Annotated in this window: 16 protein-coding genes and 1 tRNA gene; 9 read left to right on the top strand and 8 right to left on the bottom strand. The window is 67.5% G+C overall.

Annotation, left to right across the window (positions count from 1 at the left end):
- Positions 1-16 precede the first annotated feature (16 nt).
- From ADBZ9K_RS03040 to ADBZ9K_RS03025, 4 genes are all read left to right on the top strand, one after another.
- The gene (locus ADBZ9K_RS03040) at positions 17-2,716 is read left to right on the top strand and encodes a beta-propeller fold lactonase family protein (protein ID WP_526618425.1); all 2,700 of its coding nucleotides are present in this window, start codon (positions 17-19) and stop codon (positions 2,714-2,716) included.
- Between the two features lie 113 nt (positions 2,717-2,829).
- Positions 2,830-3,177, top strand: a complete 348-nt coding sequence (locus ADBZ9K_RS03035) for a CD225/dispanin family protein (protein WP_526618424.1) — start codon at positions 2,830-2,832, stop codon at positions 3,175-3,177.
- Positions 3,174-3,611, top strand: coding sequence for a DUF2752 domain-containing protein (locus ADBZ9K_RS03030; RefSeq protein WP_526618423.1), 438 nt, complete (start codon positions 3,174-3,176; stop codon positions 3,609-3,611). The genes ADBZ9K_RS03035 and ADBZ9K_RS03030 overlap by 4 nt, the downstream gene beginning before the upstream one ends.
- Positions 3,612-3,855: 244 nt before the next feature.
- Complete coding sequence (locus ADBZ9K_RS03025; RefSeq protein ID WP_526618421.1) at positions 3,856-6,615, top strand: beta-propeller fold lactonase family protein; 2,760 nt, start codon at positions 3,856-3,858, stop codon at positions 6,613-6,615.
- Positions 6,616-6,645: 30 nt separating this feature from the next.
- On the opposite strand, the gene ADBZ9K_RS03020 is transcribed toward ADBZ9K_RS03025, so the two are convergent.
- The gene (locus ADBZ9K_RS03020) at positions 6,646-7,656 is read right to left on the bottom strand and encodes a magnesium transporter CorA family protein (protein ID WP_526618420.1); all 1,011 of its coding nucleotides are present in this window, start codon (positions 7,654-7,656) and stop codon (positions 6,646-6,648) included.
- A 23-nt stretch (positions 7,657-7,679) separates the two neighbouring features.
- Positions 7,680-8,126, bottom strand: coding sequence for a universal stress protein (locus ADBZ9K_RS03015; RefSeq protein WP_526618419.1), 447 nt, complete (start codon positions 8,124-8,126; stop codon positions 7,680-7,682).
- 145 nt (positions 8,127-8,271) lie between these two features.
- On the opposite strand from ADBZ9K_RS03015, the gene ADBZ9K_RS03010 reads away from it, so the two are divergent.
- Both ADBZ9K_RS03010 and ADBZ9K_RS03005 read left to right on the top strand, forming a co-directional pair.
- Entirely contained in the window at positions 8,272-8,493 is a 222-nt protein-coding gene (locus ADBZ9K_RS03010) for a hypothetical protein (protein WP_526618418.1), read from the top strand.
- Positions 8,490-10,037 carry a glycosyltransferase family 39 protein gene (locus ADBZ9K_RS03005; protein ID WP_526618417.1) on the top strand — a complete coding sequence of 516 codons (1,548 nt, stop codon included), beginning with the start codon at positions 8,490-8,492 and terminating at the stop codon, positions 10,035-10,037. The genes ADBZ9K_RS03010 and ADBZ9K_RS03005 overlap by 4 nt, the downstream gene beginning before the upstream one ends.
- An 18-nt stretch (positions 10,038-10,055) precedes the next feature.
- Here ADBZ9K_RS03005 and ADBZ9K_RS03000 read toward each other — a convergent pair whose 3' ends face one another.
- A complete protein-coding gene (locus ADBZ9K_RS03000) occupies positions 10,056-12,164 on the bottom strand; it encodes a hypothetical protein (protein ID WP_526618416.1) in 2,109 nt (702 codons plus the stop codon).
- On the bottom strand, positions 12,161-13,102 hold the full coding sequence (locus ADBZ9K_RS02995; protein ID WP_526618415.1) for a hypothetical protein: 942 nt from the start codon (positions 13,100-13,102) through the stop codon (positions 12,161-12,163). Before ADBZ9K_RS02995 ends, ADBZ9K_RS03000 begins: the two co-directional genes overlap by 4 nt.
- A gap of 59 nt (positions 13,103-13,161) precedes the next feature.
- Here ADBZ9K_RS02995 and ADBZ9K_RS02990 point away from each other — a divergent pair, with 59 nt between their 5' ends.
- Positions 13,162-13,389, top strand: a complete 228-nt coding sequence (locus tag ADBZ9K_RS02990) for a hypothetical protein (protein WP_526618413.1) — start codon at positions 13,162-13,164, stop codon at positions 13,387-13,389.
- Between the two features lie 324 nt (positions 13,390-13,713).
- On the opposite strand, the gene ADBZ9K_RS02985 is transcribed toward ADBZ9K_RS02990, so the two are convergent.
- The 3 genes from ADBZ9K_RS02985 to uvrB form a co-directional block, all read right to left on the bottom strand.
- Positions 13,714-13,787: transfer RNA gene (locus tag ADBZ9K_RS02985), tRNA-Cys, on the bottom strand.
- Between the two features lie 317 nt (positions 13,788-14,104).
- Positions 14,105-15,511 carry an MFS transporter gene (locus ADBZ9K_RS02980; RefSeq protein WP_526618412.1) on the bottom strand — a complete coding sequence of 469 codons (1,407 nt, stop codon included), beginning with the start codon at positions 15,509-15,511 and terminating at the stop codon, positions 14,105-14,107.
- A 48-nt stretch (positions 15,512-15,559) separates the two neighbouring features.
- Positions 15,560-17,722, bottom strand: coding sequence for an excinuclease ABC subunit UvrB (gene uvrB / locus ADBZ9K_RS02975; protein WP_526618411.1), 2,163 nt, complete (start codon positions 17,720-17,722; stop codon positions 15,560-15,562).
- An 11-nt stretch (positions 17,723-17,733) separates the two neighbouring features.
- On the opposite strand from uvrB, the gene ADBZ9K_RS02970 reads away from it, so the two are divergent.
- Together ADBZ9K_RS02970 and ADBZ9K_RS02965 are read left to right on the top strand one after the other, a co-directional pair.
- A complete protein-coding gene (locus tag ADBZ9K_RS02970; protein WP_526618410.1) occupies positions 17,734-18,333 on the top strand; it encodes a ribonuclease FAU-1 family protein in 600 nt (199 codons plus the stop codon).
- A gap of 11 nt (positions 18,334-18,344) precedes the next feature.
- Positions 18,345-18,899 (top strand): hypothetical protein, encoded by a 555-nt coding sequence (locus tag ADBZ9K_RS02965; RefSeq protein WP_526618409.1) that lies wholly within the window; start codon positions 18,345-18,347, stop codon positions 18,897-18,899.
- A 3-nt stretch (positions 18,900-18,902) separates the two neighbouring features.
- Here ADBZ9K_RS02965 and coaE read toward each other — a convergent pair whose 3' ends face one another.
- A complete protein-coding gene (gene coaE, locus ADBZ9K_RS02960) occupies positions 18,903-20,111 on the bottom strand; it encodes a dephospho-CoA kinase (RefSeq protein ID WP_526618408.1) in 1,209 nt (402 codons plus the stop codon).
- Between the last annotated feature and the right edge of the window lie 6 nt (positions 20,112-20,117).

The following is a 20,117-nucleotide window of genomic DNA, read 5'->3' as shown; positions in this document are numbered from 1 at the left end:
GGTGGACATCGTTAAGGTGACGAAACCAATACGTGCACAGAGGTATTCGAGCCGACGTCGGCAGCCCTATGCGTGGCTGGGTGCGGGGGCGCTGACCCTCGGCGTGGGAATGGCGTTGGCCGGTGCCGGAGCCGCGCACGCCGATGACGCCTCCGCCGGCAAGTCAGCCCGCCACGCCAGCAGTCCGAGCGCACCGACCAGGACCACCACAGCAGCCAGCACCAAGCCCACCGCGACTGCCACCTCCGTGGCCAGATCCCGCGTCCGGACCATCCCCGCCACCCCGGCGCTCGCCTACGTGACCCATCCGGCACGGCCGCTCGACCCCAGCGACTTCGGCCCCGTACTCGGCACCATCGTACGGCTCGCCAACGAAATCCAGTATGTAATCACCGATCAGAAACCAATCGTCAAACCCTTCCAACTCCCCTCCGCCCCAAACCAATCGGTGATCGTCGGCACCCTGGGCGCCTACACCCCCAACGGCGACCCCTACGCCGCAACCATCACCACCGCCCCCACCAACGGCACCGTAGCGATCGACGCCACCAGCGGCGCCTACGTCTACACCCCCAACACCACCCTGGCCACCACCGGCGGCACCGACACCTTCACCCTCACCGCCACCGACACCGCCAACCACCCCCTGGCCGACCTCCTGCACCTGTTCGGCATCGGCCAACACAGCACCACCGCAACAGTGACCGTGAACGTCGCCGCGGCAACGCAACCCGCGAGCGAGAACGGCGACATCGCCTACTACCTCACCAACACCAGCTACCAAAACCTGCAGATCGCCGGATACGCCGTCAACCAAGCCGCACTGTCACCGGCCATCGGCCAAGTGATTCAGTCACCCGCTACCGCGGCGAACAGTGAACTAACGCAGGTGCTCTTCGAAATCTCCAACGGCAAGACCGTCACCGTCTATCTCAATCCCGTCGGCGTCATCCACGAGGGGGTCATCCAGAACTATACGACGCACGAGCCCCTTGCTTTGGCGGTGAGCCCGGACGGCAGCTACCTCTACAGCGTCGATGCGTCCAACAATTCCGTCTCGTTCATCAACGTCTCCACCGGCCTCACCACTGCCACGATTCCGGTCGGAACGTTTCCCGACGGCATCGTGGCCACACCCGATGGCTCGCGACTCTACGTCAGCAATTTGACCGACTCCACGGTGTCAGTGATCGACATCGCCGCCAACCTCGTCGTCGCCACCATTGCCACCGCCCCGGGCACAAATGCCGGCGGGATCGCGGTCAGCCCCAATGGTGACTACGTCTACACCGTCGGTGCCGCGAACGGAAGGAATGGCTCGGTATCGGTGATCAGCACCAATCCCACTGACCCGCAGTACAACACCGTGACCGCCACCATCGACGTGGGCAATGACCCGTATGCGGTGTATCGCGTAGCGGTGGGCGTCGGCGGCACCCGGGTCTATGTCAGTGACTCCAACGCCGGCCAGCTCAAGGTCATAGACACGGCCAGCAACACCGTCATCGCCACCGTCACCGGCATCACCAATGCCGGCGCGGTGGCGGTAAGCCCGGACGGCGCACGCATCTACGTCGCCAACTCACTCAATTCAAACGGTTCTGTGACCGTAGTCAACGCGGCGACCCTCGCCGTCGAAGCGACCATCAAGCTGCCCGCCGACCCGAGCGGTATGGCGGTCAGTCCTGACGGCACGCGGCTCTACGTGACCAGCTACTCCAGTCCCGTTGCGATAGTCGACACCGACACGACCAGCGCGAAGTACAACACCGTGATCAGCACCGTCGCTGTCGGCGATGGTGCACTGCCGGTGATCTTCAGCCCTGACGGCACAACCGCGTACGTCGGGAATTTCCTCAGCGACACCGTGTCGAAAATCGGTGTCGCGACAAGTGGTTCGCCCACCGATGGTGGGACGTGGGGATACGTCGTCACGATGACCGGTGGTTCCACGCCAACGTGCTCGGCCGGAGGCAGCAGTCAGTGCCCGGTCGCCGATAACAGCACCATCCTCGAGGATGCGCCGGGCACCGTGTACCACATTCCTTCCGACCAGGCCCAGCAGCAGTCCGATGTGCTGCAGAACCTGGTCGACGACGACATGTCGAATGCCACCTTCTACACCAAGTCCCAGCCCACCGTCGGCTACACCAATGCCATGATCGCCACCGGCTTCAGCCCTTACGCGAACAACACGTCGAACCCCTCGACCAGTAACTTCACCGCGACCACCACCACCTCCACAGCGAGCAGTTCGACGTGGAATGTGACCCAAAAGGTCACGGAGGAAGAGAAAATGGGCAACCTGACCCTGAAAGCCGAAGAGAGCGCGTCCTACACGTGGGGAACCACGACGACCAACACTCTGACCTATACCCAGACTGTGACACAGACCGTCGACCCCGGCGAGACGCTGTACCTCTACACCGAAACACCGGTCTATCGGTTCTACGGCGACTGGAACGTGGTCTACGGCAACACCACCTATTATCTCGAAAATGTCTGGTATGACACGCCTTACGCCGCCAACAGCCTCTACCCCAGCTATATCGCGGCCTACACCTGTAAAACCGGGTCGGCACAGTGCAGCCAATTGGCCTCAGGTGACCTCAGCGGATACCCGAACTCGTTCCCCACCAGTGCGCCCACCTATCCCGTCGCAGAATCCGACCCCGACTCCAGCTACAGCGTCGCGTCGCGCTCTACCTTGGTCTGAGCCACCGCAACGCTGCGGCCCGCGTCCGCCCGGAAACCCCGCTCTGCTGGCATGTCATCGGGTACCGTAAGCACCGCTTTTGTCCGTCTGGCTGTCCGAACACGGAGGCGTCGATGACCCAGCAACCGCCCGGCGACTATCCCCCGCCACCTCCGCCACCGGGCGGGTACTACCCGCCGCAGGGCATGGCACCTGGCGCCCCACCCAACAGCTATCTGGCGTTCGCCATCCTGACCACCCTGTTCTGCTGCCTTCCGCTCGGGGTCGTGTCGATCGTGAAGGCCAGTCAGGTGAGCGGGCTGTGGGCTCAGGGCCGCTACGCCGAAGCGCAGCAGTCCTCGGCCGCGGCCAAGAAGTGGGCGATGTGGAGCGCGATCCTGGGTGTCGTCGCGATCGTCATCTACGGAATCCTCTTCGCAACCGGGGCGATCAACATGGACGTCGACACCACCACGTCATGACTCCGGGCGGGGTCGGGCAGGCCCGGGCCCACCTCGGCGGCCTCGGCACACCAAGCCTGGTGGGTGCGTTGGCCGCCGGAACCTGTGCGGCGGTATGGATCGGCGATCCGACGACGCCGGGCGGATTCCTGCCGGTCTGTCCGACGAAAGCGCTTCTGGGCGTTGACTGTCCTGGGTGCGGTGCGTTGCGAATGCTGTACGCGCTGATGCACGGCGACTTTGCGGCGGCACTCCGGTTCAATGCGCTGGCGGTGGTGGCACTGGGACTGCTGGCCGTCGCCTACGCCACGTGGACCTATGGCCGCGCCACCGGCCGGCAGGTGCGCGGCTGGCAACACCACCGGTGGGCGGCCGCGGTGACACTGGTGCTGGTGTCGCTGTGGTTCGTGGTGCGGAACCTACCCTTTGCGCCCTTCACTGCGCTGCACGTCTGAACTCGGAGCACTGCTCTTCTTCACTTGCCCTTTGGTGCGGATTAACCACAGCGGTCACTGCAGGCTGCCAGAATCCCCTATTTTGCACGTGAGTCAAATAGTAGAGGGGTGGCGCATGATGCCGAAAAAGACTGGTGTGCAGAGCAATTCACCAAAAAGGCAAGCGAATTCGTCGACCCGTAAACCCCGGCAGCCATACGCCTGGCTCGGCGCGGGCGCGGTAGCGCTGGGCGTAGGAGCAGCGTTGGCCGGTGCCGGTGTCGCCCACGCCGACGACACCCCCGGCGCTGGGCCGTCGACCTCGACCAAGAGCCAGGGAACCAGTTTCGCCGGCAAGTCCGCACGTCAGGGCAGCACAACGACAGCCAAGCTGAAACCCGTTGCCAACCAGCACTACTCAATCACCCCGGCCGGCCGTGCCGCCGCCGGCACGGCACTCACCGGACGCCCCGCACCAGCAGCTGCGGTGTTCCCTCGAGCCCGCATCCACGCCGCTGTCAGCACCACCACCGTCCCCGCGGCCGCCACCGGAACAAACTTGCCCACCGTCGGATACGTCACCCACCCCCGACAACCCCTCAACCCAGACAACTACGGCCCAGTTCTCGGCGCGCTGGTCCGCCTGGTCAACGAAGTCAACTACATCACCACCGACGTCAAACCGCGGGTGAAACCCTTCCAACTCCCCTCCGCCCCAACCCAAACCGTGATTGCAGGCACCCTCGGCGCCTACGCCCCCAATGGCGACCCATTCTCAGTCACCGTCACAACCGCCCCCACCAACGGCACCGTGACCATCGCCCCCACCGGCGGCTACTACGTCTACACCCCGAACCCCGCCATCGCCGCCACCGGCGGGACCGACACCTTCACCATCACCGCCACCGACACCGGCTACCACCCCCTCGCCAACCTCCTCGGAATCCGTCCCCGCAGCGTCACGGTGACAGTCCCGGTCCGCGTCGCCGCACCCGGAGTCCAAAGTCTCACCGACACCGGCGACACCGCGTACTACGTCATGAACACCAGCTACCAACCGATGCAGATCGCGGGCTATCTGGTCAACGAGGCATCGCTGTCACCGGCTGTGGGTCAGGTGATCCAATCACCAGCCACCGCAGCAGACAGTGGCCAGACGCAGGGCCTCTTCGAAATTGCGCCAGGAAAGACCGTGACGGTCTACCTCAACCCGGTCGGCATCGTCCACGAAGGCGTCGTCGCAAATTACTACGCGGCCAGCGCGGACGCGTTGGCGATCAGCCCCGACGGCGCCAGTATCTATGTCACGAATGCCGGCGGGAAATCAATCTCGGTGATCGACGCCGCGACCGGACTGACCTCATCGACGATCCCCGTCGGCTCTTATCCCTACGGGATTGCCGTCACCCCCGACGGGTCGCGGCTCTATGTCAACAATGACGGCGACTCAACCGTGTCGGTGATCGAGGTCGCGTCGAACATCGTCACCGCGACCATCCCCACGGGCAAGGTCCCGTACCGCATCGCAGTGAGTCCGGACGGCAACTACGCCTACACCGCCAACAACGGTGACAACACCGTCTCAGTGATCAACATCAATCCGTCCGACCCGGACTACAACACAGTGACCGCTACCATCGGCGTCGGCCGGCTGCCGAGCGGCATCGCGGTGAGCCCCGACAACAAGTACGTCTACGTCACCAACTACAGCGACAACACGGTGTCGGTAATCAATGTCGCCAGCAATACCGTCATCGACACCATCTCCGGCTTCACCGCCCCGTTCGGGATTGCGGTCAGCCCCAACGGCAGCCGCATCTACGTCACCGGCGCATACGACATCGCCAATCGCGTCAGCTCCAATAGTGTCTCGGTGGTCAACGCGGCCACCCGCACCATCGATGCCACCATCGGTGTGGGCAACGATCCGCTATGGGTGGCGGTCAGCCCCGACGGAAATTCGGTGTACGTCACCAACTCGCTGTCGAACACCATGTCGGTCATCAACACCGATGTGACCAGCCCGAACTACAACACCGTGGTCAACACGATCGCGGTGGGCACCGCGCCGCAGGCGGTGATCTTCCGCCCGGACGGCACGGCAGGATACGTCGCCAACAGCCAGAGCAACTCGGTCTCCAAGATCGCGTTCGACACCAGTGGCACGCCCACCGACGGCGGGACCTACCGGTACGTGGTGACGATGACCGGCGGTTCCACGCCGGGTTGTTCGGCGGCGGGCAGCAACCAGTGCCCCGTCGCCGGGACCACCTCGTACCTCGAAGATCCGCCCGGCACCATCTATTACATTCCATCGACCCAACCGCAGCAGCAGTCCGACGTCCTGCAGAATCTGGTCAGCGATGACCTGTCGAACGCCACGTTCTACACGAAGTCCGAAGCCAGGATCGGATACACCAACCCGCTCAAGGCGCAGGGCTTCAGCCCGTACATCAACAACACCTCGTCACCGTCGACGAGCACCTACACCGTTTCAACGACCACCACCACGGCAAGCAGCTCGACGTGGAACGTGTCGGTGAAGGTGGCTCAGGAAGAGAAGATGGGCACCCTCACCTTGAAGGCCGAGGAAGGGGCGTCATACACCTGGGGTAAGACGACGACCAATTCACAGACGTACACCCAGGCCGTGACCCAGACCGTGCAGCCCGGCGAAACGCTCTACCTGTACACGGAGACCCCGGTCTACCGGTTCTACGGCGACTGGAATGTGCTGTACGGCAACACCACCTACTACCTACAGGACGTCTGGTACGACACCCCGTACGCCGCGGACAGCCTGTACCCGAGCTACATCGCCGCCTACACCTGCCAAAGCGGGTCTCCGCAGTGCACGCAACTGGCCTCCGGCGACCTCACGGGATACCCCGACTCGTTCCCGACCAGCGCTCCGACCTACCCGGTGGCCGAGTCCGACGTGGACTCCAGCTACAACTCGGCCGCGACCGCCCAAACGTCGAGCCTCTCGGCGCCCTCTCTCCGCTGGCCTACGATCAGCATCTGACCCGTCGGAAGTCGATCAGGACAGGCGATTTCAGATCCATCCGCGCCGCCTGAACAAGACATACAGCAGCCCCGAGGTCACGATGATGATCAGGGCGCTGGACACCACTCCCGCCGTCTGGGAGAACCCCGGATAGGGAACATTCTGGCCGTACCAGCCGGTTACGGCGGTCGGCACCGCGATGATCGCCGCCCAGCCGGTCAGCTTCTTCATGATGGTGTTCAGGCGGGCGTCCTGCAGGGACAGGTTCGTCTCGAACACCGTGGTGATCATGTCGCGCAGCGACTCCGTCCACTCCGCGGCGCGGATCACGTGGTCATACAGGTCGGCATACCAGCTGTCGAGTTCGACGGTGTCACCACGCTCGGCGCGGCGGCGCATGATCGTGTTGATCACCTCACGCATCGGCAACACGATGCGGCGCAACTCGACGAGCTCCTTGCGCAGCCGGTAGGTGTCGCGCTGGATCTGGCGAGTCTGAGCGCGGTCATCGAACAACCCGTCCTCGAGCGCCTCGATGGCGTCGTCGAGGTCCTGGATGGTGTCGAACTGTCCGTCCACGATCACGTCGAGCAGACCGTGCAGCAACGCCGGGGCGCCCAGCCGCAGCAGGTCATTGTTGTCGTCCCAGCGGCGGACCGCTTCGTCGATGTCGAAAACCGGCCGCTGAGGGTCGTTTTCGTGTCGCACGGTGACGATTCCAGAATGCAGGACGAAGATCGACACCCGCCCCGTCTGCAGCCGCGACTCGAGGTCGTTATCCAGTGCCGGGCCCAGCGCCGTCGCGTAGACGGTCAGGAAAGTGTGGGTCGAGTACCTGGTCGCCTTGGTGCGTTCGCCGTTGTCGACGGTGTCTTCTACCGCATGCTGGTCAAAGCCGAGTTCATCGGCCAGCTCACAGAGGACCTGATGATCCGGGTTGCACATGTCCACCCATACCAGGGCCCCATCTTCGGCGAGGTGCTCGGAGACGTCCCGGAGCGGAAAGTCCTCGACTTTGAGTGCGCCGTCAACCCACAGTCGAGTCCGGCAGTGGGTCATCAGTCCAGTCTGCCCCCGGGCAGCTAGCCGGTGGTGTGCACGATCAGGACATCGCTCTTGGACCGGCGCGCGACATTGGCCGGCACCGAGCCCAGCAGACGCCCCGCGATCGTGCTGAGTCCGACATTTCCGACGACCAGCAGATCGGCACCGACTTCTTCGGCGAGGTCCACCAGGGCATCGACGGGGGCTCCGACCACGGCGCGCTCTTCGACAGTGGTTGCGCCGGCAGCCTTGGCGCGGTCGCGGGCCTCCCGCAAGATCGCGTAGATGGGGGCGTTGCCCGACATCTTGTAGCCCTCGTCCTTGAGCAGGTCGGCCGCGCGAGTGTCCTCGTTAGCCGGGAAGTAAGCGGTTGCCACGATGACCTTCGAATCCGCATCTTGGGCGAGCTGACCCGCCCGGTCGACTGCACGCAGCGAGGAATCCGAGCCGTCCGTGCCGACGACCACGGTCTTGTAACCGCCCATCCGTTACCCTCCAGTCTTCAATTGCAACGCCATCCGGAACAGTAACGCCTCGGCGCCACACAAGGATGCGATTCACGCCACGCGGTAATTCCGAAACGTCATGCAAGGCCACTCTACCGGCCAAAATGGTGCGACCGGCACCGGCGTGAGCTTGCCGACAGCAACGCCAATTGCAAATCCGCATCGCACCGGAATCGTGATTGTCGGAGCCGCCACATCAATGATGACCAATGGTGAAAATCTGAAGCCTTGCGAATTCCGGCCGTTCCCGAATGATGCGGGACTGTCCGGCACACCGCGCGGCCAGGTGAACGGCGGGTTACCGTTTGGCTCACCAATGGACGTGGTACAGGACGGCCCCGAGTGAGCATCACCATTCGACCAGAGCCAGTCGCCGGCGAGATTGCGTCGTCGGTTGACACCGCCCGGCGATACGACGCGGTCTGGGTTGCCGCGTTCGCCGCGGCGTTCAGTGCCGCCGGAGCGGCGCGCCCGTCGCTGTGGTTCGACGAGGCCGCCACCATCTCCGCGTCCACCCGCTCGGTGCCCGAACTGTGGCGGATGCTCGCCAACATCGACGCCGTCCACGGCCTCTACTACCTGATCATGCAGGGCTGGTTCACGGTGTTCCCGGCCACCGAATTCTGGTCCCGCGTGTCGAGCTCGCTGGCCGTCGGTCTGGCGGCCGCCGGCGTGGTGGTGCTGGGCCGCCGGCTGTCCACCCGCGCGGTCGGGGTCACCTCCGGTGTGCTGTTCGCTCTGCTGCCCCGCGTCACCTCCGCCGGCATCGAAACGCGCTCGTATGCGTTGACCATGGTCGCCGGTGTGTGGCTGACGGTGCTGTGCATGACCGCGATGCGCCGGAATCGACCAGGCTGGTGGGCAGCATACGCGGCCCTGATGGCCGCCGGAACACTGCTGAACGTCTTTGTCGTGTTGCTGGTGGTCGTCCATGCGGTGGTGGTGGCGGTACTGGCCGAGTCGCGGTCGGTGCGCTGGCGGTGGGCGGTGGCCGCGCTGGCGGCCTGCGTGGCAGTAGCGCCCTTCCTGTTGTTCACCCAGACCCAGCTCTTCCAAGTCGGCTGGATCTCCCCGCTGAGCGACCAAACCGTCGGAAAGATCCTGCAGGAACAGTATTTCGACCGCTCACTGTTGTTCGCGGTGTTGGCCGGTCTGGTGCTCCTTGCCGCTTTGCTGTGCCATTCATGGATGCGGGTGCCGACCGGCGACGACCCCGGACGGCTGGTCGCGATCACCGGTGCGTGGATGGCGATTCCTACCGTCGCGTTACTCGTCTACTCGGTGTTGCGCCATCCGGTCTACTACCCGCGGTATCTGTCCTTCACTGCGCCGGCCATCGCACTGCTGATCGGGTTGTCGATCGTGATCGTTGGGCGCTCACGCGCGGGCATCACCGTGGTGCTCACGCTCTTCGCGGTGGTCGCCACACCCAACTACCTGGCCCAGCGCGGCCCCTACGCCAAGGAAGGCATGGACTACAGCCAGGTCGCCGACACCATCACCCGGTATGCGGCACCTGGCGACTGCCTGGTGATGGACAACTCCGCCGCATGGAAGCCCGGCCCGATTCGACCACTGATGGCGGCCCGGCCTGCCGCCTTCGCCAAGCTGCACGACTACGGCCGCGGCCGCACCGCCGTCGAACGAAACAGGTTGTGGGACGCCCACATTGCGGTGTGGACGTGGGCCGACAAGATGCCCGACTGCCCGGCGATCTGGACAGTGTCCGAACGCGACCCGACGATGCCCGCCCATCAGCAGGGAACGCTGTTACCCGCGGGTCCACGCCTGGCCCGTTCGATGGCCTACCAGGTGCCCGACCGCTTCGGGTTCCACGTCGTGGAGCGCTGGCAATTCAACTTCGCCCAGGTCACCAAGTCGATTCGTTGACGCGTCCGCGGCGCGATCTCAGTCGTCAAACCACCGACCCGCCGGGGGCAGCTCGGTGCCCAGCACCGCCCCGGCCGGCGCACCGGACACGACGCCGGCCTTGGCCGACCAGCCGGTGCCGACGCAGAGCAGGTCACGCGGCGTCGAGATCGTCGTCGGCAGCGGGATCCCGAAGCCCGGAATGCCCGGGATCGTCACCTGCGGCGGCGAGAGCAGTGTCGAAATGCCCTGTGCCATAGCGGGGAACAGCTGCGCCGGCGGGGTCGGCAGCGTGGCGGCCGAATCGGCGATCGGCGCCGCCGGGATCAGGCTCCCCAGTCCGCCCGGAGCGGGCGGGATGTAGGCGCCAGGACCGCCGGGCAACACGGTCGGCGGGGTCGGCGGGGTCGCTGCGCGATTGACGCCAGGCGTGCCGGGAGTCGCCGCGGGAGGTGTCGGGACTCCGCCACCACCGCCTCCACCGGGACCACCGGGCACGGCGGCCGGCGGGGTGCCAGGGGTGACCACGTTGTTAGTGAAGGGGACTCCCGGGACCGCGGCCGGGGGCGTCGGCAGACCGCCGCCACCACCACCGCCAGGACCACCCGGCACAGCACCCGGCGGAGTCGGAACCCCACCACCACCACCACCGCCAGGACCACCCGGCACAGCACCCGGCGGAGTCGGAACCCCACCACCACCACCGCCACCAGGACCACCCGGCACAGCACCCGGCGGAGTCGGAACCCCACCACCACCACCACCGCCAGGACCACCCGGCACAGCACCCGGCGGAGTCGGAACCCCACCACCACCGCCGCCACCAGGACCACCCGGCACAGCAGCCGGCGGGGCCGGAATCCCTGCACCGCCGCCGTCGACGGCGGCTGCGGGCAGAGCAGCCGGAGGGGCCGGCACACCAGCGGCGGCCGCGGCGATCGCCTCGGCAGGCACGCCGGCCGACGGCGCGATAACGCCCGAGGCGTCCGCAACCGGCGCACCTGCGGCGCCACCCGCGCCGGCTCCGGCGCCGGGGATGGCAGCCACCGGTGCACCTGTGATGCCAGAGCTGTCGGACAGTGCAGCGGCCGGCACGCCGGTCCCCGCGTTGTCGCTGATCGGGGCCGCGGGCACCCCTTCGCCTACCGGCACGGGGATTCCGTCGCCGCCGCCGACCGGTACGTCGGGCACGCCCGCCGGCGGAGTCGGAACCCCACCACCGCCGCCGCCACCGGGACCACCCGGCACAGCAGCCGGCGGAGTCGGAACCCCACCACCACCACCGCCACCGGGACCACCCGGCACAGCAGCCGGCGGAGTCGGAACCCCACCACCACCACCGCCACCGGGACCACCCGGCACAGCAGCCGGCGGAGTCGGAACCCCACCACCGCCGCCCTCACCGGGACCACCCGGCACAGCAGCCGGCGGAGTCGGAACCCCACCACCGCCGCCCTCACCGGGACCACCGGGCACGACGCCGGGCGGGGTCGTGCCGGTTTCCACGAGGTTGCCGCCCGGGGTTCCGGGGACCGCGGCAGGCGGGGTCGGAACACCGCCGCCGCCGCCCTCGCCGGGGGCGCCAGGAACTGCTGCCGGCGGGGTCGAGAGTTCCTCGACGGCCGGGGTACCCGGCGTGCCGGGAATGACCGTCGGCGGGGTGGGCGGGAGTTCCGCGCCGGGCGTTCCCGGGGTGCCGGGAACCGCTGCCGGTGTTCCCGGAACACCGATATTGATGGAGTTGCCCGGCCCGCCGGGGACTGCCGCGGGCGGAGTGCTGCTGCCCGGCGTCGACGCCGCGCTGGGTACGCCGCCCAGGGTGAGCGGCGGTGTTCCGGGCACGTCGAGCATGCCGCCCGGGGTGGGCACGCCAGGCACCGACACACCTGGCGGGGGCACCGTGGCGGCCGAATCGTTGATGACGTTGCCGGGCGTAATGGTCGGAGGAACGGGCGGCGTGGTGATGCGGGTCTCCGTCGACGTTCCCGGGTTGCCCGGAACGGCGGCGGGCGGAGTGCTCACTGAATCGGTGGCCAAGTCACCGGGCACAGCGGCCGGCGGCGCCGGCGGAGTAGCCACCGAACCCGGGATCACATCGCCGGGCACGGCCGCAGGCGGAACCGGTGGAGTGCTCAGAGATTCGGTCACGACGTCACCGGGCACGGCCGCGGGCGGAGCGGGCGGAGTACCGCCACCGCCACCACCGGGACCACCCGGCACCTCAGCAGGCGGACCAGGCGGAGTACCGCCACCGCCACCACCGGGACCTCCCGGCACCTCAGCAGGCGGACCAGGCGGAGTACCGCCACCGCCACCACCGGGACCTCCCGGCACCTCAGCGGGCGGACCAGGCGGAGTACCGCCACCGCCGCCGATAGGACCACCCGGCACCTCAGCGGGCGGACCAGGCGGAGTACCGCCACCGCCGCCGATAGGACCACTCGGGACAGCTGCCGGTGGGGCGGGCAGGGCGCCCGACGCATCGGCCAGCGGCGCTGCGGGCACCCCTGCGGGCAGCGCGGGCACCAGCCCGCTGGCATCGGAGATAGGAGCACCGGCGTCTCCGCCGACCGGGGCGGCCAGACCGCCCGCTGCGTCGGCGACTGCGGCGCCCGGCGCACCTGCACCGGCACCGGCACCGGCACCGGCTCCCGAACCGGCACCGCCGCCTGCGCCTGCACCGGCACCGGCTGCCGCGGCTTCAGCTGCGGCCGCGCCCCCGCCGCCGCCAGCCGCGGGCAGGGCGCCGGCCGCATCAGCCACCGGGGCGCCGGCAGCGCCGAGGCCACCTCCCGGCAGACCTGCCGCGTTGTCGATCGGAGCGCTGGGCACACCAGCCGGCGGAGTCGGAATCCCACCACCGCCACCACCAGGCGGCGTGCCAGGCACACCAGCCGGCGGAGTCGGAATACCACCACCGCCACCACCAGGCGGCGTGCCAGGCACACCAGCCGGCGGAGTCGGAATACCACCACCGCCACCACCAGGCGGCGTGCCAGGCACACCAGCCGGCGGAGTCGGAATACCACCACCGCCACCACCAGGCGGCGTGCCGGGCACACCAGCCGGCGGAGTCGGGATACCACCACCGCCACCACCGCCGGGAACACCCGGAGTCGCGGCCGGGGGCGTGGGAATGCTGCGGGTGACGTTGGTGCCAGGGGCCCCCGGGACCGAGGCCGGCGGCACCGTCACGCCATTCGTGCCCGGCATCCCCGGCGAGCCCGGAGCGCTGGCCGGCGGAATGCGCACGCTACCGGGGACGGTCGCCGGCGGCACCGGGCCACCCACGTTGGGCGGGCTGTTGGTGAAGATCGAGGTCACGCTGCCCGGCTCGCCCGGGGTGAAGCTCGGCGGATTGGACGCAACCTGATGAAGAATGTCTGCACACGGCACACCCGGGCCACCGAAATCGGCGGCCGCGCGGGGACTGAACAGCGGCGCAGTCCAGAAAAACCCCGCAGTCGCCATGGCGGTGATCGCCGCCACGCGAGAGGTGGTCCGTGACATCATTTCCCCGTTTCTGTGAGAGGCCTGAAGGCAAACTACAGACGTGTAAGTAGGGGAACGGTGGGGCCATTCAGGGGGTTACCGAACTGTTGCTAACCAGTGCCACTGCAGTTACCCGACTGCGCTGCGACAGCGCTGACATGCGGGGAAAGGCATCCCGACGACACCGCAAAGCGGGCCGGATTGCTGGAGCGAGTGACGGGATTCGAACCCGTGTAGACGGCTTTGCAGGCCGGTGCCTAGCCACTCAGCCACACCCGCAGCAGACTCGACCATGTCACTGGCGTCGTGGCGCGGACACCCTTTGAATCAACGTGATCGCGACCGTCCCGGCGCCGGCCTGATCATCACCCGCCAAGGCGCGGTGCATGGCTGACGACAGCGGCACCGGGGTGTTGAGTCAGATTCTCACCGCCTGCGATAAGCACCAGTGGACTCTTACCGGACCTCAGCAAAGATCCCGACGGCGGTGTCGTACGGACCCTGTCGGGCGCGGGGATCCGCCGGGCACCCAACACGGTCGCCGGCATCGACGGGGTGACCGGGGTGCGGCAGCTCGACGCCAGGACGAATAGCCGCTAGCCTGCCTGCCCGCGACCGGACCGGTACGCCGCCACACAGCCGACCGCCGCCAGCACCGCGAACATGGCGAACACCATTCGGCTCGCAGCCGCGTCGGGAGAGTCCCGCAGATTCACCAGCACCCCGGCCAAGCCCGCACCGAATGCCCCGCACATCAGTTGGACGGTGTTGATCGCCGCGGCGGCGACGGCCTGCTGGGGTGCATCATCGACCACCGCACCCATCGCCCACGCCGACAGATGCGGCCAGGCCATTCCGATACCGGAGCCGGTGATGACCAGCGCCAACGCCCAGATGACGACGAATCCTGTTGTTGCACCGTCCTTCTGGGTGAACGCGGCCAGCGCCAAACCGGCGGCCATCACCAACGGAGCGATCGCCACCACCCGCACCGTAATACGCACATTCGTGATCGACGCGCTGGCGATCTCCCCCACCGTCCAGCCCACCGATAACGCCGCACCGAGGAAACCCGCGACCACGGGTGCCAATGCCCCCAGCCGCTGACCGAACAGCGGGATGTACATGTCGACCATGGTGGCCGCCATCAGAAGGCCGAGGGTGAGGTAGATCCATTTCAGCGGCCCCGGCCCGAATGCCATGCGGGGCAGCACCGCGGCTGAGGCTCGCCGGTCGACGATGACGAACACCAGCACCAGCGCGGCACCGACGGCGAGGAGTCCGGCGATGACGGCCGGGTTGTGCGGTATCGCCGCGCCGCTGACCGCAAGCGCGGCCAGACCGAGCAGCAACAGCGACCACACCGGGATCCGCGTGCGGGTGCCCTGTTCGGCTGCCGCCCCGGAACGTGCCGGCAGCGCCAGCGGGACCAGCAGGCTCATCGCAACCGCCAGGACTGCAAGAAGGCCGAATCCCCCTCGCCACAAACCGAATTGAGCGAACAGGCCGCCGGTGGCCGGACCCACCAGTGTGCCTATCCCCCACATCGCCGACACCACCGCCGACGCGCGAGTCCACAACCGGTCGGGCAGTGCCGCGCTGATCACCGCGTATCCCAACCCCGCCAGAACACCGCCGGCCAGCCCCTGGACCACCCGGCCCACCAGCAGCAGCTGCATCGTCGGCGCCACCGTGCAGACCACGCTGCCGGCCGCGAACGACAGCAGCGCGCCCAGATATGCCGTCCGCGGGCCGAATCGCGTCAGCACCGGACCCACCGTCGTCGCCGCCGTCACCGAGGCCACCAGATAGACCGTCGTGACCCAGGCGTACAGCCGTGCGCCGCCGATGTCAGCGATCGCACTGGGCAGCAGGCTCATGGTGATGAATTCGTTGATGGCATAGATCGCCACCCCGCCGGCCAGGACGATGGCCGCACCGAGATAGTCGCGGCCCAGCAACTCTCGCCAGCTACCCTCGGCAGAGGCCGTCGTCTCGGTCATGTGCAACACCGTAGAGGCTCAACCGCGGTTGAGTTCAAGCGCGCAGGCCTACTTCAGACCGGCCGCGTCCATCCCGCGCAGTTCCTTCTTCAGGTCGGCGATCTCGTCTCTGATGCGTGCCGCCAGCTCGAACTGCAGATCGCGGGCGGCGGCCATCATCTGCGCAGTCAGGTCCTTGATCAGGTCGGCGAGTTCGGCTCGCGGCATGTTCGAAGTGTCGCGGCCCTCGATGATGCCGGCGCTGACGGCCCGGCCCGGCTCCCCCTGGGCACGCCGGCCGCGTGAGGAGTTACGCCCCGAACCGCCGACCTCCACCGTTGCGTCGGTGTCGTCGGCCTCGCTGTAGACCTGGTCGAGGATGTCGGCAATCTTTTTGCGCAGCGGCTGGGGATCCACCCCGTGCGCTTCGTTGTATTCGATCTGCTTGGCTCGGCGGCGATCGGTCTCGTCGATGGCTTCCCGCATGGAATCGGTGATCTTGTCGGCGTACATATGCACTTCGCCGGAGACGTTGCGGGCTGCGCGGCCGATGGTCTGGATCAGGCTGCGCGCCGACCGCAGGAACCCTTCCTTGTCGGCGTCGAGAATCGAGACCAACGACACCTCGGGCAGGTCGAGACCCTCGCGCAGCAAGTTGATGCCCACCAGTACGTCGTATTCGCCGAGCCGCAGTTGACGCAGCAGCTCGACCCGGCGCAGCGTGTCCACCTCGGAGTGCAGGTAGCGCACCCGGATGCCCATCTCGAGTAGGTAATCGGTGAGGTCCTCGGCCATCTTCTTGGTCAAGGTGGTGACCAGCACCCGCTCGTCGCGTTCGGTGCGGGCCCGGATCTCCCCGATCAGGTCGTCGATCTGGCCCTTGGTTGGCTTGACCACCACCTTCGGGTCCACCAGGCCGGTCGGACGGATCACCTGCTCGACGAACTCACCGCCGGTCTGGCTGAGCTCGTAGGGCCCCGGCGTCGCCGACAGGTACACCGTCTGCCCGATCCGGTCCGCGAATTCCTCCCAGGTCAGCGGCCGGTTGTCGACCGCGGACGGCAGCCGGAAGCCGAACTCGACGAGGTTGCGCTTGCGGGACATATCTCCTTCGTACATGCCGCCGATCTGCGGGACGGTGACATGGGACTCGTCGATGACCAGCAGGAAATCCTCGGGGAAATAGTCCAGCAGCGTTGCCGGTGACGAGCCGGCCGCGCGGCCGTCGATGTGGCGCGAGTAGTTCTCGATACCCGAGCAGAAGCCCACCTGACGCATCATCTCGATGTCGTAGTTGGTGCGCATCCGCAGCCGCTGGGCTTCCAACAGCTTGCCCTGGTTCTCCAGCTCGGCCAGCCGCTCGGCCAGCTCCACCTCAATGGTCGAGATCGCGTGGGCCATCCGCTCCGGGCCGGCGACGTAGTGGGTGGCCGGGAAGATGCGCAGGGAATCGACCTTCCGGATGACATCCCCGGTCAGCGGGTGCAGGTAGTACAGCGCCTCGATCTCGTCGCCGAAGTACTCGATGCGGACCGCCAGCTCCTCGTAGGACGGGATGATCTCGACGGTGTCCCCCCGAACCCGGAACGAGCCGCGGGTGAAGGACATGTCGTTGCGGCTGTACTGGACGTCGACAAGCAACCGCAGCAGTCCGTCCCTTGGCACCTCGGTGCCGACCTGCAGCTCCACCGAGCGGTCCAGGTAGGACTGCGGGGTGCCCAGGCCGTAGATGCACGACACCGACGCCACCACCACGACGTCGCGCCGCGACAGCAGACTCGAGGTCGCCGAATGCCGCAGTCGCTCGACGTCGTCGTTGATCGAGCTGTCCTTCTCGATGTAGGTGTCGGTCTGGGCGATGTACGCCTCGGGTTGGTAGTAGTCGTAGTACGAGACGAAGTACTCGACAGCGTTGTGCGGCAACATCTCTCGCAGCTCGTTGGCCAGCTGGGCGGCCAACGTCTTGTTCGGCGCCATCACCAGGGTGGGCCGCTGCAGCCGTTCGATGAGCCAGGCGGTGGTCGCCGACTTTCCGGTACCGGTGGCGCCGAGCAACACCACGTCCCGCTCGCCGGCCCGGATCCGGCGCTCCAGCTCCTCGATCGCCTTGGGCTGATCACCGGCGGGCTGGTGGGGGCTGACCACCTCGAACCGGGCGCCAGTGCGCACCACGTCATCGACCGCGCGGTACTCCGAATGCGCGATCACCGGATGTTCGGTAGCGAATGCCATGTACCCAGGTTATGCGCCCCCACCGACACGCGCCGTACGCTGACGCCGTGGCCGAGCCAGCCGTCCATCCGCCCAAGCAGGAGACGTTCGACCTGGTCGAATACACCAACACCGACCCCAAGGGCATCGTGCGGGCGGTCGAGGAGTACGTCGTGCGACCGTGGGGCCTCTACATGGCCCGCCCCACCCCGGGCCGCCCCCAGTTCCACTACCTGGAGTCCTGGCTTTTGCCGTCGCTGGGACTACGCGCCAACGTCTTCCATTTCAACCCCGGCTACGAGCGCGAACAGGACTACTACCTCGACGTCGGGCATTTCACCGCGAGCGAAACCCGTTGGCGGGCCGAGGACCACTACATCGACCTGGTGGTCTACACCGGGGACCGCACCGATCTCATCGACGCCGACGAACTGCTCGAAGCCCACCGCGCGGGACTGCTGACCACCAAGGCCGCCGAGTCCGCCCTGCACCGTGCCGTGACCGCCATCGAAGGCCTCACCCGCCACGGCCACGACCTCAATGCCTGGCTGTCCGCCCAGGGGATGGCGCTGACCTGGCGCGAACCGCAGGCCTCCGGCAACGACTCGGCAACCGATATGGCTAACGAGTAGTCTCGCTAGACATGAGGCCCATCAAGCGCGGATGGCTGACAATCACAGCCGCGACGGCTCTCGCCGTGGGATCCCAGTTAACAGTCGCTACCGCGTCCGCGGACCCGACGCCGACGCCGACGCCGACACCGGCCCCCACCGGCGAAGCCAGCCCGGGCGTGCTGCACAACATCACCTATCGAGCCCGGGTCGACGGCGTCTCACGAGGCGCGACCATCACCTATGCCGCCGAAGGCGATCAGCAGCAGACGGCCAACCCGACGATGCTGCCGGGGCGGGTGTTCGAGGCCAACACCGTGCTGCCCGCATCCGGCCAGGCCGACATGCGGGTCTCGATCCAGTGGCCGTACTCGGCCAACCTGCACTGCGAGATCCTGGTCGACGACGCCGTCGTCGCGCAGGCCGACGACTTCATCGCACCGCGGGTTCTGCCGGTCAAGGACGACCCGGACTACGGCGCGCTGACGTGCGAGGCCCCCGTCAGCGGGGTGCCCAACCCGATACCGGCCGATCCTGCCGCGGCACCCGCGCCGCCGGTCGAACCCGCACCGCCCGCGCAGGGCTGAATCTCAGGGCCGCCAGCCGGTGCTGTCGGCCCAGGCCCACGCCCGCCGGTAGGCGTCGAGGAACCACGGTTCTTTGGCCTCGGCGTACCGGCCCATGTCGGTGTGCTGGGCCGCCGCACGTTTGACCGCCAGATAGTCGGCCTGCACGCCGGGGTTGGCGGCCAGCCAGTCGACGAAGAGCAACGCGAATTGCTGATTCGGCCAACCGTCCACCCTGATATGCACGTTGGTGGGCCGGCCCGGATCACCCGAGGCGTGGAACCGCTTGTGCCACAGCCCCGCATCGGTGACGCGATCGAAACGGCCGTCAGCGCTGCGGGCATCGGCCTTGGGCACGTCGGCGGTGATCGTCGCGACCCGGGGGTAGCCCGCGCGCAGCACATCCCCGGCGAGTTCGTCGGCCACCTCCAGCGAGGGCACGGTCACCTGGACGTCGATGACGTCCTTGGCGTCCATACCGGCCACCGCCGTCGACCCGATGTGGTCGATGCGCACCGCGCGATGCCCGAAGGTGGTGTTGAGCCGGGCCACGATCCGCCGGGCCTGGTCCGGCCAGGTGGGGTCGGAGGCAACCAGCTGCGGCGCTGCCGTGACCGGGGTCCCAGCGGTGAGATTGTGCGCGAACGGCAGGATGCGCTGGTACCACAGCTCGCGCGCCTTCTCGACGAGTTCGCCTGAGGTACCCGAGTTGTCCAGCCACACGTCGGCGACCGCCCGCCGCTGCTCCTCGGTGGCCTGAGCGGCAATGCGGGCCCGCGCGTCGGCCTCGCTGAAGCCGCGGTGCTCGATGAGCCGATGCACCCGCACGTCGGGATCGGCGTTGACGATCGCCACCAACGCGAACAGCGGCGCCATCTGCGATTCGACCAGCAGGGGGATGTCCTCGACGATCACCGCATCCTCGGCGGCCGCCGCGATCAGCTCCGAGCGGCGGTGTGCCACCAGCGGATGCACGATGCCGTTGAGCGTCTGGCGCTTCTCCTCGTCGCTGAATGCGATCGCGGCCAGCGCCGGCCGGTCCAGGGCACCGTCGGGGCGCAGGATGTGCGCACCGAACGCGTCGACGAGCCTGGTCAGCCCGTCGGTGCCTGGTTCCACGACCTCCCGCGAGATGACGTCCCCATCGACGACGATGCCGCCACATTCAGCGAATGTGGCCGACACCGTCGACTTCCCGGCGCCGATACCGCCGGTCAAACCGATGCGCAGCAATACAGT

Origin of the sequence: Mycobacterium sp. (assembly GCF_965229265.1) — a bacterium.
GTDB lineage: Bacteria > Actinomycetota > Actinomycetes > Mycobacteriales > Mycobacteriaceae > Mycobacterium.
This window is presented reverse-complemented; position numbering and strand designations above follow the sequence as displayed.